The sequence below is a fragment of the Pseudomonas gregormendelii genome, assembly GCF_017114825.1.
In the GTDB taxonomy this organism is placed as follows: Bacteria; Pseudomonadota; Gammaproteobacteria; order Pseudomonadales; family Pseudomonadaceae; genus Aquipseudomonas; species Aquipseudomonas gregormendelii.
On record NZ_JADEVO010000027.1, the window covers coordinates 19,881 to 32,617 of the forward strand.

Genomic DNA, 12,737 nt, shown 5'->3' on the forward strand with positions numbered 1-12,737 from the left:
CGGCAGCTCCTACAGGGTTCGCTTTAGTTTTTTGCGGTAACCACCATTTTTTTCGCGTGAGCGAGAGATTCCTTGGTGAGGTCGATGCCGCCCAGCATGCGCGCCACTTCTTCCACTCGTTCATTCTTGCTGAGCTTGGACACGGCGGTACGCGTCGCGTCCTCCCCGCGCACCTTGTGCACAAACAGATGTTGATGACCTTGGGCGGCCACCTGCGGCAAGTGGGTCACCGTCAGCACCTGGCCGCGTTCGCCTAGGCGGCGCAGCAGCTGGCCGACAATTTCTGCGGTGGGGCCACCGATACCCACGTCCACTTCGTCGAATACCAGGGTTGGCACCCGAGAGGTCTGGGCCGTGATCACCTGAATGGCCAGGCTGATCCGCGACAACTCGCCGCCCGACGCCACTTTCGCCAGGGCTTTGAGCGGCTGGCCGGGGTTGGCGCTGACCAGCAATTCGACCTGCTCCAGCCCGTTAGGCAGCAGTTCATCACTGGTGTTGGGGCGCAATTCAATACTGAAGCGCCCACCGGGCATGCCCAGGCGCTGGATTTCCTGTTCAACCGCGCTGGCCAGGCTGCCTGCGGCCTGGTGGCGCAGGTCGCTGAGGTCACGGGCCTTCTCGTGATAATGACGGGCGTAAGACGCCAGCTCATCACTCAAGCGCTCGATGGATTCGTCGTTGGCATTGAGTGTCTCGATTTCATCCAGCAGTTTCTGCTGCATTTCCGCGACTTCGGTCGGCTGGATGCGGTGCTTGCGTGCCATGGTGTAGATCGCATCCAGGCGCTCCTCCAGGTATTGCAGGCGTGCGGGGTCGGCATCGAAGTTGTCGAGGAAACGATTTAGCTCGCCAACGGCTTCTTCGACCTGGATCTGTGCGCTGGTCAGCAGGCTGCTGGCTTCGCCCAGGGCGCCGATGGAGTTGTTCACGCTCGACAGGCGATTGAGGCTGGCCGTCAGGGCGTTCAAGACATTTCCCGAATCACTTTCGCTGCATTGCTCGACCACTTGGCGGCAAATGCCCAGGAGTGTCTCGGCATTGGTCAGGTTCTTGTGCTCCTGCTCCAGCTGTTCCAGCTCGTTTTCGCCAAGGCCGAGGTTTTCCAGTTCTTCGAGCTGGTAGCTGAGCAGTTGATGGCGGGCACGCTGTTCGTCGCCGGAGTTGGAGAGGCGGTCCAGCTCGTGGCGGGTCTGGCGCCAGCGCTGGGCGGCCAGTTGAACATGGCGGGCCAGGTCGGTTGCGCCGGCATACTCGTCCAGCAGGCGACGGTGAGTGTCGGTCTTCAGCAGGGACTGGTGTTCGTGCTGGCTATGGATGTCGATCAGCAGTTCGCCCAGCGACTTGAGGTCGCCAAGGGGGCAGGGGGTGCCATTGATGTACCCGCGGGAACGGCCCTCGGCGGTGATCACCCGGCGCAGGATGCACGGCCCGTCGCTGTCGAGGTCGCGCTCGGCCAGCCAGGCACTGGCTTCAGGGATGTCGACCAGGTCGAAGGTGGCCAGGATGTCGGCCTTGTCTGCGCCTGGTCGCACCACGCCGCTGTCGGCGCGATCGCCCAGGGTCAGGCCCAGGGCGTCGAGCATGATCGACTTGCCGGCGCCGGTTTCCCCTGTGATCACGCTCATCCCGCGATCAAGTTCCAGATCGAGATGTTCAACGATGGCGTAGTTGTGTACAGACAGGTGCACCAGCATAAGGGCCGCTCCCAGGTGTTAGGTCTGGTTATTTATACAGTGTTTTCATTCTGGCTGACAATGGCCTCGCTTAGCTCGATTTGCTTGATCCGACGAAACCCTTAGTCCCGTGTTGAATCACAATGCAGCTCTTTTTTGTAGGGTTAATCCGCTCAACCCCTTGAAGCTGGTTTTTGCGGCCCCATATAGCTGGGCAGAAGCGCGAGTTGAGCTCGCGGACGTTATTGAAAGGAGAAATCTATGGCTGACGAACAGACAGTAGATACGCAAAATCCAGACGCCAATCAGGCGCCCGAGACTTCGGGTGATGACCTGGCGACCCGTGTAAAAGTGCTCGAAGAGCAACTGGCAGGCGCTCAGGATCAGGCTTTGCGTGTAGCCGCCGATCTGCAGAACGTCCGCCGTCGCGCCGAGCAGGATGTAGAAAAGGCTCACAAATTTGCGCTGGAAAAATTCGCCAGCGACCTGCTGCCGATCATCGACAGCCTGGAGCGGGGCCTGGAGTTGTCCAACCCGGATGACGAAAGCATCCGCCCAATGCGTGAAGGCATCGAGCTGACCCTGAAAATGTTCCAGGACACCCTGAAGCGTTATCAGCTGGAAGCGATCGACCCGCATGGCGAACTGTTCAACGCCGTTCATCATCAGGCGATGGCCATGCAGGAAAGCGCCGATGTCGAGCCAAACAGCGTGCTCAAGGTGTTCCAGAAGGGCTACCAGCTCAATGGTCGCCTGCTGCGCCCGGCCATGGTCGTGGTCAGCAAGGCCCCTGCGCCAGTTTCGCCTTCTATTGACGAGCAGGCTTGAAATTAGCCGCAAGGCCCCCATTTAGAAGTCAAGCGTTTAAGTGCTACCGCAGTTAGCCACCACTGCTGCGGCAACCAAATCCAAAGTTTCGGGAGAGTTAACATGGGCAAAATTATCGGTATCGACCTGGGGACTACCAACTCCTGCGTCTCCGTGATGGAAAACGGCAAAGCCAAAGTTATTGAAAACGCTGAAGGCGCGCGTACCACGCCGTCGATCATCGCTTACGCCAACGATGGTGAAATCCTGGTTGGCCAGTCGGCCAAGCGTCAGGCAGTGACCAATCCGCACAACACCCTGTACGCGGTGAAGCGTCTGATCGGTCGCAAGTTCGACGAAGAAGTCGTACAAAAAGACATCAAGATGGTCCCTTACAAAATCGCCAAGGCTGACAACGGCGACGCATGGGTAGAAGTGAACGGCCAGAAAATGTCGCCGCCACAAATCTCGGCTGAAATTCTGAAGAAAATGAAGAAGACCGCCGAAGACTACCTCGGCGAGCCAGTGACCGAAGCGGTGATCACCGTTCCGGCCTACTTCAACGACAGCCAGCGTCAAGCGACTAAAGACGCCGGCCGCATCGCGGGCCTGGACGTTAAACGTATCATCAACGAACCAACCGCAGCTGCTCTGGCTTACGGTATGGACAAGGCCAAGGGCGATCACACCGTGATCGTTTACGACCTGGGCGGTGGTACTTTTGACGTTTCCGTGATCGAAATCGCTGAAGTTGATGGCGAGCACCAGTTCGAAGTACTGGCCACCAACGGTGACACGTTCCTGGGCGGTGAAGACTTTGACATTCGTCTGATCGACTACCTCGTTGACGAATTCAAGAAAGAAAGCGGCATGAACCTCAAGGGTGACCCGCTGGCGATGCAGCGCCTGAAAGAAGCCGCTGAAAAAGCCAAGATCGAACTGTCTTCGAGCAATTCGACCGACGTGAACCTGCCGTACATCACTGCAGACGCTACCGGTCCTAAGCACTTGAACGTGAAAATCTCCCGCGCCAAGCTCGAAGCGCTGGTTGAAGACCTGGTTCAACGCACCATCGAACCATGCCGCATCGCTCTGAAAGACTCCGGTATCGACGTTGGCGCTATCAACGACGTGATCCTGGTTGGCGGTCAGACCCGTATGCCACTGGTTCAGAAGCTGGTGACCGAGTTCTTCGGTAAAGAAGCTCGTAAAGACGTGAACCCGGACGAAGCCGTTGCCATGGGTGCTGCTATCCAGGGCGCAGTATTGGCCGGTGATGTGAAAGACGTCCTGCTGCTCGACGTCAGCCCGCTGACCCTGGGTATCGAAACCATGGGTGGCGTGATGACTGCGCTGATCGAGAAAAACACCACGATTCCTACCAAGAAATCGCAAGTGTTCTCGACTGCCGACGACAACCAGGGCGCTGTGACCATTCACGTGCTGCAAGGTGAGCGTAAGCAAGCCGCTCAGAACAAGTCTTTGGGCAAGTTCGACCTGGCCGAGATTCCACCAGCACCACGTGGCGTGCCACAAATTGAAGTGACCTTCGACATTGACGCCAACGGCATCCTGCACGTAGGCGCCAAGGACAAGGCCACTGGCAAGACTCAGTCGATCGTGATCAAGGCCAACTCGGGTCTGTCCGAGGAAGAAATTCAGCAGATGATTCGCGATGCTGAAACCAACGCCGACGAAGATCGCAAGTTCGAAGAGCTGGCCGCTGCCCGTAACCAGGGTGATGCGCTGGTGCACTCGACTCGCAAAATGATCGCTGATGCTGGCGACAAGGTGAGCGCTGAAGAGAAGACTGCAATCGAAGCTGCTGTGGTAGCCCTGGAAGCCGCTGTCAAAGGCGACGACAAGGCTGCGATCGAAGCCAAGGTTGAAGAGCTGTCGAAAGTCTCCGCTCCAGTGGCGCAGAAGATGTACGCCGAACAGGCCCAGCCTGCTGAAGGCGCTGCACCGCAGGACGAAAAGGCTGAGAAGGCCGATGACGTCGTCGACGCTGAGTTCGAAGAAGTCAAAGACAATAAGTAAGTTGTTGGTCGCCCGGTTGACTGCCTTCAGGCGGTGACTGGTAGGATGTCGCCGCGCGGGAGCCTGCTCCCGCGTTGGCGTGTCTGGAGTACGAGAATTTTTTACAGCATGCGGCAGCGTTCGTATGTTGGTGGTATGGCCGGGAATGCTCCTGCTTTCCGCGCCGCAAGTACCGCAATGAATCAAAGACCAGGATCGTTGAATTGACGTGAGTTGGGTCCGGGCCTGTATTGGGGCTCAACGAGTTTGGCAAGGCTCAGGAGAGGTTTGCCGGACGTCCTCAAGAGTGCAAAGACTTATGGCAAAGCGTGACTATTACGAAGTGTTGGGTGTTGAGCGTGGCTCAAGCGAAGCAGACCTGAAGAAGGCCTACCGCCGCCTGGCAATGAAGCATCACCCGGACCGTAATCCCGATGACAAAGCGTCGGAAGAGATGTTCAAGGAGGCCAACGAGGCCTACGAAGTGCTGTCCGATTCGAGCAAGCGCGCCGCTTACGACCAGTACGGTCATGCCGGCGTCGACCCGAGCATGGGCGGCGGTGGGCCAGGTTTCGGTGGTCAGAATTTCTCCGACATCTTTGGCGATGTGTTCAGCGATTTCTTCGGTGGCGGTCGCGGCGGTGCTCGTGGCGGCGCCCAGCGCGGCAGCGACCTGCGCTACACGCTGGAGCTGAACCTGGAAGAAGCGGTGCGCGGTACTACCGTGAATATCCGCGTTCCGACATTGGTCAACTGCAAGCCGTGCGATGGCTCGGGTGCCAAGAAGGGCTCGGCGCCTGTTACCTGCCCGACCTGCGGCGGCATCGGCCAGGTTCGCATGCAGCAAGGCTTCTTCTCGGTACAGCAGACCTGCCCGCGCTGCCATGGCCAGGGCAAGATCATTTCCGACCCGTGCGATTCCTGCCAGGGCGACGGTCGTATCGAAGAGTACAAGACCCTGTCGGTGAAAGTGCCGGCCGGTGTCGATACCGGTGATCGCATCCGCCTGTCCGGCGAAGGCGAGGCGGGTGCCCAGGGCGGCCCGACTGGCGACCTCTATGTGGTGATCAACGTGCGCGAGCACGCGATCTTCCAGCGCGACGGCAAGCATCTGTTCTGTGAAGTGCCGATCAGCTTCGTCGATGCGGCGCTGGGTGGCGAGCTGGAGATTCCGACCCTGGATGGTCGAGTCAAGCTGAAGATCCCCGAGGGCACCCAGACCGGCAAGCAGTTCCGGGTCCGTGGCAAAGGCGTTGCGCCGGTGCGCGGTGGCGGTGCCGGCGACCTGATGTGCCGGGTGGCGGTCGAAACCCCGGTAAACCTGGGTCGTCGTCAGCGCGAATTGCTGGAAGAGTTCCGCAGCTCGCTGGCGGACGATAACAGTCATTCGCCGAAAACCACCGGCTGGTTCGAAGGCGTGAAGCGCTTCTTCGGCGATTTGTAAGGAGAAGGGCATGCGACGTATTGCAGTGATGGGCGCCGCCGGGCGCATGGGTAAAACCCTGATTGAAGCCGTGCAGCAAACCCCGGGCGCCGGCCTGACGGCGGCTGTGGATCGTCCCGACAGCACGCTGGTCGGTGCGGATGCCGGTGAGCTGGCGGCGCTGGGTCGCATTGGTGTTCCGCTGTCTGGTGACCTGGCTCGGGTGGCCGACGAGTTCGACGTGCTGATCGACTTCACTCACCCGACAGTGACCCTGAAGAACCTCGCCTTCTGCCGCAAGCACGGCAAGGCGATGATCATCGGCACAACGGGTTTCAGTGTCGAAGAGAAGCAGCTGCTGGCCGAGGCGGGCAAGGACATTCCAATTGTCTTCGCTGCCAACTTCAGCGTCGGCGTCAACCTGTGCCTGAAACTGCTCGATACGGCGGCGCGGGTGCTGGGTGATGATGTCGATATCGAAATCACCGAGGCTCACCATCGGCATAAAGTCGATGCGCCGTCAGGCACTGCCGTGCGCATGGGTGAGGTGATTGCCGATGCCCTCGGTCGTGATCTGAAGAAGGTTGCGGTGTACGGTCGTGAGGGTCAGACCGGCGCTCGCGAGCGCGAGACCATCGGTTTTGCCACCGTGCGTGCCGGCGACATTGTTGGCGATCACACGGTGCTGTTCGCCGCCGACGGTGAGCGCGTCGAGATCACCCACAAGGCGTCCAGTCGCATGACCTTCGCCAAGGGTGCGGTGCGTGCCGCATTGTGGCTGGACGGGCGTGAGCCTGGTCTGTACGACATGCAAGACGTGCTCGACCTGCGTTAAGATGCACCCGAAATCGGGCTCGCGCGCAGCGTTTGAGCCCGTTTTTACTCCGCCAAGCGACGACCTGTCGCATTCTCCGGCCTTTAAGGCTCATTGGCGGTAGACCAAAAAGGCCTTTTTCTGTAAGCTACAGCTTTAGTGTGTTCACTAAAAGCGCGCAGAATAATTCAGTGAATGAGCGGGGTGACGTGTCCATACGTCACTCCGCTTTTTTACACCTGCGATCGCCCTTTCAGGCTTTATTTACGGGAGGTCTTCTTGACTAAGCCAGCCATACTCGCCCTTGCTGATGGCAGCATTTTTCGCGGCGAAGCAATTGGAGCCGACGGTCAAACCGTTGGTGAGGTGGTGTTCAATACCGCCATGACCGGCTATCAGGAAATCCTTACCGATCCTTCCTACGCCCAACAGATCGTTACCCTGACCTATCCGCACATCGGCAACACTGGCACCACGCCGGAAGACGCCGAGTCTGACCGCGTCTGGTCTGCTGGCCTGGTCATCCGTGACTTGCCACTGGTTGCGAGCAACTGGCGCAACACGATGTCCCTGTCCGATTACCTGAAAGCCAACAACGTCGTGGCCATCGCCGGTATCGATACCCGTCGCCTGACCCGCATCCTGCGTGAGAAAGGTGCACAGAACGGCTGCATCATGGCCGGCGACAACATCTCCGAAGAAGCCGCCATTGCCGCCGCCCAGGGTTTCCCTGGCCTCAAGGGCATGGACCTGGCGAAAGTCGTCAGCACCAAAGAGCAGTACGAGTGGCGCTCGACGGTCTGGGACCTGAAAACCGACAGCCACGCGACCATCGACGCTTCTGAGCTGCCGTACCATGTGGTCGCCTACGACTACGGCGTAAAGCTGAACATCCTGCGCATGCTGGTCGAGCGCGGTTGCCGCGTCACTGTGGTTCCGGCCCAGACGCCAGCGGCCGACGTGCTGGCGATGAAGCCCGATGGCGTGTTCCTGTCCAACGGCCCGGGTGATCCGGAGCCATGCGACTACGCGATCCAGGCGATCAAGGACGTACTGGAAACCGAGATCCCGGTATTCGGTATCTGCCTCGGTCACCAGCTGCTGGCCCTGGCCTCCGGCGCCAAGACCCTGAAAATGGGCCACGGCCACCACGGTGCCAACCACCCGGTGCAGGACCTGGACAGCGGTGTAGTCATGATCACCAGCCAGAACCACGGTTTTGCGGTGGACGAAGCGACCCTGCCGGCCAACGTGCGCGCGATCCACAAATCGCTGTTCGACGGCACCCTGCAAGGCATCGAGCGTACCGACAAGAGCGCCTTCAGCTTCCAGGGTCACCCGGAAGCCAGCCCTGGCCCGAACGACGTAGCGCCATTGTTCGATCGCTTCATCAACGAGATGGCCAAGCGACGCTGATCGCTCGCCCTGATGCAGCAAAGCTTGAGGGCGGCCCCCATCGGCGGCCCCCTCAAGGCTTCACAGATTGAACAAGACGGCTTGCCGACTGACCTGCGGATTTGAGTGACAAACCCATGCCAAAACGTACAGACATAAAAAGCATCCTGATTCTCGGCGCTGGCCCGATCGTGATCGGCCAGGCCTGCGAATTCGACTACTCCGGCGCCCAGGCCTGCAAAGCCCTGCGCGAGGAGGGCTACCGCGTCATCCTGGTGAACTCCAACCCGGCGACCATCATGACCGACCCGGACATGGCCGACGCCACCTACATCGAGCCGATCAAGTGGCAGACCGTTGCCAAGATCATCGAGAAAGAGCGTCCGGACGCGCTGCTGCCAACCATGGGTGGCCAGACCGCCCTGAACTGCGCCCTGGACCTGGAGCGCGAAGGCGTCCTGGAAAAATTCGGCGTAGAGATGATCGGCGCCAATGCCGACACCATCGACAAGGCTGAAGACCGCTCGCGCTTTGACAAGGCGATGAAATCCATCGGCCTGGACTGCCCGCGCTCGGGTATCGCCCACAGCATGGAAGAAGCCAACGCAGTGCTCGAGAAGCTTGGCTTCCCGTGCATCATCCGTCCGTCCTTCACCATGGGCGGCACCGGTGGCGGTATCGCGTACAACCGTGAAGAGTTCGAAGAAATCTGCGCCCGTGGTCTGGACCTGTCGCCAACCAAAGAGCTGCTGATCGACGAATCCCTGATCGGCTGGAAAGAATACGAGATGGAGGTTGTCCGCGATAAGAAGGACAACTGCATCATCGTCTGCTCCATTGAAAACTTTGACCCGATGGGCGTGCACACCGGTGACTCGATCACCGTTGCGCCGGCACAGACCCTGACGGACAAGGAATACCAGATCATGCGTAACGCCTCCCTGGCGGTACTGCGCGAGATCGGCGTGGAAACCGGCGGCTCCAACGTCCAGTTCGGCATTTGCCCGGACACCGGTCGCATGGTGGTCATCGAGATGAACCCGCGGGTATCCCGTTCGTCGGCACTGGCCTCCAAAGCCACCGGTTTCCCGATTGCGCGCATCGCTGCCAAGCTGGCGATCGGCTACACCCTGGATGAACTGCAGAACGAAATCACCGGCGGTGCTACGCCTGCGTCCTTCGAGCCGTCCATCGACTACGTCGTGACCAAGCTGCCTCGCTTCGCCTTCGAGAAATTCCCGAAAGCCGACGCGCGCCTGACCACGCAAATGAAGTCGGTGGGTGAGGTCATGGCCATCGGCCGGACTTTCCAGGAATCCCTGCAGAAAGCGTTGCGCGGCCTGGAAGTGGGCGTTTGCGGCCTGGACGAGAAGCTCGACCTGAGCAATCCGGAAAGCATGAGCATCCTCAAGCGCGAACTGACCGTGCCGGGTGCCGAGCGTATCTGGTACGTGGCTGACGCCTTCCGCGCCGGCCTGTCGGTCGAAGACATCTTCGGCATGAACATGATCGACCCGTGGTTCCTGGTGCAGATCGAAGATCTGATCAAGGAAGAAGAGAAGGTCAAGACCCTGGGTCTGGCCAGCATCGACCGCGACCTGATGTTCAAGCTCAAGCGCAAAGGCTTCTCCGACATGCGTCTGGCCAAGCTGCTGGGTGTGACCGAGAAGGCGCTGCGTCGTCACCGCCACAAGCTGGAGATCTTCCCGGTCTACAAGCGCGTTGACACCTGCGCGGCCGAGTTCGCCACCGACACCGCCTACATGTACTCGACTTACGAGGAAGAGTGCGAAGCTGCACCGTCGGGCCGCGACAAGATCATGATCCTCGGCGGCGGTCCTAACCGTATCGGCCAGGGCATCGAGTTCGACTACTGCTGCGTGCACGCGGCATTGGCCCTGCGCGAAGACGGTTACGAGACCATCATGGTCAACTGCAACCCGGAAACCGTTTCCACCGACTACGACACCTCCGATCGCCTGTACTTCGAGCCAGTGACCCTGGAAGACGTGCTGGAAATCTGCCGCGTCGAGAAGCCAAAAGGCGTGATCGTCCAGTACGGCGGTCAGACCCCGCTGAAACTGGCACGAGCCCTGGAAGAAGCCGGCGTGCCGATCATCGGCACCAGCCCTGACGCCATTGACCGCGCCGAAGACCGTGAGCGCTTCCAGCAGATGGTCGAGCGCCTGAACCTGCGCCAGCCGCCAAACGCCACCGTGCGCAGCGAAGACGAAGCGATTCGCGCTGCCAGCAAGATCGGCTACCCGCTGGTGGTTCGTCCGTCCTACGTGTTGGGCGGTCGTGCGATGGAAATCGTCTACGAAGAAGAAGAGCTCAAGCGCTACCTGCGTGATGCGGTGAAAGTGTCCAACGACAGCCCTGTGCTGCTTGACCACTTCCTCAACTGCGCCATCGAGATGGACGTAGATGCGGTCTGCGACGGCACCGACGTGGTGATCGGCGCGATCATGCAACACATCGAGCAGGCCGGCGTTCACTCCGGTGACTCCGCATGCTCCCTGCCGCCTTACTCGCTGCCTGCGCACATCCAGGACGAGATGCGCGAACAGGTCAAGAAAATGGCCCTGGAGCTGGGCGTTGTCGGCCTGATGAACGTGCAGTTGGCGCTGCAAGGCGAAGACATCTACGTCATCGAAGTCAACCCGCGCGCTTCCCGTACCGTACCTTTCGTGTCCAAGTGCATCGGTGTTTCCCTGGCAATGATCGCGGCTCGCGTCATGGCCGGCAAAACCCTGAAGGAAATCGGCTTCACCAAGGAAATCATTCCTAACTTCTACAGCGTGAAAGAGGCGGTGTTCCCATTCGCCAAATTCCCTGGTGTGGACCCGATCCTGGGCCCTGAGATGAAGTCCACCGGTGAAGTGATGGGCGTGGGCGACACCTTCGGCGAAGCATTCGCCAAGGCCCAGATGGGCGCCAGCGAAGTGCTGCCGACCGGCGGTACTGCGTTCATCAGCGTGCGCGACGATGACAAACCACTGGTTGCAGGCGTGGCCCGTGATCTGATCAACTTGGGTTTCGAAGTGGTTGCCACTGCCGGTACTGCCAAGCTGATCGAAGCCGCAGGCCTGAAAGTGCGCCGTGTGAACAAGGTGACCGAAGGTCGTCCGCACGTGGTCGACATGATCAAGAATGACGAAGTCACCCTGATCATCAACACCACCGAAGGTCGTCAGTCGATCGCCGACTCGTACTCCATTCGTCGTAATGCGCTGCAGCACAAGATTTACTGCACCACCACCATTGCTGCTGGCGAAGCCATCTGCGAAGCGTTGAAGTTCGGTCCCGAGAAGACTGTGCGCCGCTTGCAGGATCTACACGCAGGATTAAAGGCATGATCAAGTACCCAATGACCGTCCAGGGCGCCAAAGCCCTGGAAGAAGAACACGCTCACCTGACCAAGGTCGTCCGTCCGAAGCTCAGCCAGGACATCGGGACGGCCCGCGAGTTGGGTGACCTGAAGGAAAACGCCGAGTACCACGCTGCTCGCGAGCAGCAAGGGATGGTCGAGGCGCGGATTCGTGACATCGAAGGCCGGATTCAGAACCAGGTCATCATCGACGTCACTTCCATTCCTCATACCGGTAAAGTGATTTTCGGCACCACCGTTGAGATCGCCAACGTCGAGACGGATGAGCGCGTCACTTACCACATCGTGGGTGAGGACGAAGCTGACTTCAAACTCGGCAAGATTTCGGTGGGTTCACCACTGGCCCGCGCCTTGATCGCCAAGGAGGAGGGTGACGTGGTTGCCGTGAAGACGCCGGGTGGCGTTATCGAGTATGAGATTGTCGAAGTTCGCCACATCTGATAAGCCATGGCGCCCGCTTCGTGCGGGCGCGATGCTCTGGCAGCTGACCCAGATGTTATGGGTAGGCGGCCTGTGGCTGTTGCATATCGGTCTGCTGCCGGTGCTGGGCTGGATTGGCCTGGCACCGCTGCTGATCGACGAAATTGCAGGCATGCTGAATGCGCTGATGGTGGGGTTTGCCGCAGCGTGTGTGATTTTTCAGGCTTTGGTGCTGATTCAGGCCGAGGGCCTTGCCAGTCTATGGCGCGATATTCGCGGGCAACTGCTGTTGATGGCGCTGTATGCGTGCGGGATGTTTGTCGCTGTGCGCCTGGGATGGCCGGATGCCGTGAGCTGGCAGGTTTTCAGCTATCTGGTCCTGGGGTTTTCCGGGCTGGTGCTGGTGTTGCAGCCGGTACCTGGATGGAGTGGCAGGGTGCGCGAAGCACACCCTTGACCCTTGTCATCACTTGAAGCGATGGACGTTCGACAGCTGCTTGTTGACGCTGAAGTTCTTGCGGTGAATCAGTGCCATCTTGCCAATGACCTGGACCAGGTCCGCTTTACCGACCTTGCACAGCTCTGCAATGGACGCCAGGCGCGATTCGCGATCGAGGATGTTGAGCTTGATCTTGATCAGCTCGTGATCCGCCAAAGCGCGTTCAAGTTCGGCTAACACACCTTCAGTCAAACCGTTGTCCGCCACGATCAAAACCGGTTTCAGATGGTGGCCGATGGATTTGTACTGTTTCTTCTGCTCTTGAGTGAGCGGCATAATCTGACCCTTTCGTC

General features: G+C 59.5%; 10 protein-coding genes. 8 read left to right on the forward strand and 2 right to left on the reverse strand.

The window, feature by feature from the left end; genetic code table 11:
* Window positions 1-23: 23 nt before the first annotated feature.
* Complete coding sequence (gene recN, locus IMW75_RS18290; protein WP_045060055.1) at window positions 24-1,697, reverse strand: DNA repair protein RecN; 1,674 nt, start codon at window positions 1,695-1,697, stop codon at window positions 24-26.
* A gap of 240 nt (window positions 1,698-1,937) precedes the next feature.
* Here recN and grpE point away from each other — a divergent pair, with 240 nt between their 5' ends.
* The 8 genes from grpE (at window position 1,938) to IMW75_RS18330 (ending at window position 12,402) form a co-directional block, all read left to right on the forward strand.
* A complete protein-coding gene (gene grpE / locus IMW75_RS18295) occupies window positions 1,938-2,504 on the forward strand; it encodes a nucleotide exchange factor GrpE (protein WP_205893405.1) in 567 nt (188 codons plus the stop codon).
* A 102-nt stretch (window positions 2,505-2,606) separates the two neighbouring features.
* A complete protein-coding gene (dnaK, locus tag IMW75_RS18300; RefSeq protein ID WP_045060053.1) occupies window positions 2,607-4,523 on the forward strand; it encodes a molecular chaperone DnaK in 1,917 nt (638 codons plus the stop codon).
* A gap of 298 nt (window positions 4,524-4,821) precedes the next feature.
* The gene (gene dnaJ, locus IMW75_RS18305) at window positions 4,822-5,946 is read left to right on the forward strand and encodes a molecular chaperone DnaJ (protein WP_205893406.1); all 1,125 of its coding nucleotides are present in this window, start codon (window positions 4,822-4,824) and stop codon (window positions 5,944-5,946) included.
* Window positions 5,947-5,956: 10 nt separating this feature from the next.
* A complete protein-coding gene (gene dapB / locus IMW75_RS18310) occupies window positions 5,957-6,760 on the forward strand; it encodes a 4-hydroxy-tetrahydrodipicolinate reductase (RefSeq protein WP_045060051.1) in 804 nt (267 codons plus the stop codon).
* Window positions 6,761-7,018: 258 nt separating this feature from the next.
* Complete coding sequence (carA, locus tag IMW75_RS18315) at window positions 7,019-8,155, forward strand: glutamine-hydrolyzing carbamoyl-phosphate synthase small subunit (protein ID WP_045060050.1); 1,137 nt, start codon at window positions 7,019-7,021, stop codon at window positions 8,153-8,155.
* A gap of 116 nt (window positions 8,156-8,271) precedes the next feature.
* Window positions 8,272-11,493, forward strand: coding sequence for a carbamoyl-phosphate synthase large subunit (carB, locus tag IMW75_RS18320; protein ID WP_045060049.1), 3,222 nt, complete (start codon window positions 8,272-8,274; stop codon window positions 11,491-11,493).
* Entirely contained in the window at window positions 11,490-11,966 is a 477-nt protein-coding gene (gene greA, locus IMW75_RS18325; RefSeq protein WP_008029775.1) for a transcription elongation factor GreA, read from the forward strand. The genes carB and greA overlap by 4 nt, the downstream gene beginning before the upstream one ends.
* 31 nt (window positions 11,967-11,997) lie before the next feature.
* A complete protein-coding gene (locus IMW75_RS18330) occupies window positions 11,998-12,402 on the forward strand; it encodes a hypothetical protein (protein WP_045060048.1) in 405 nt (134 codons plus the stop codon).
* A gap of 9 nt (window positions 12,403-12,411) precedes the next feature.
* Here the strand turns inward: IMW75_RS18330 and IMW75_RS18335 are convergent, their stop codons facing one another.
* Window positions 12,412-12,720, reverse strand: a complete 309-nt coding sequence (locus IMW75_RS18335; RefSeq protein WP_045060047.1) for a YhbY family RNA-binding protein — start codon at window positions 12,718-12,720, stop codon at window positions 12,412-12,414.
* Window positions 12,721-12,737: the final 17 nt, after the last annotated feature.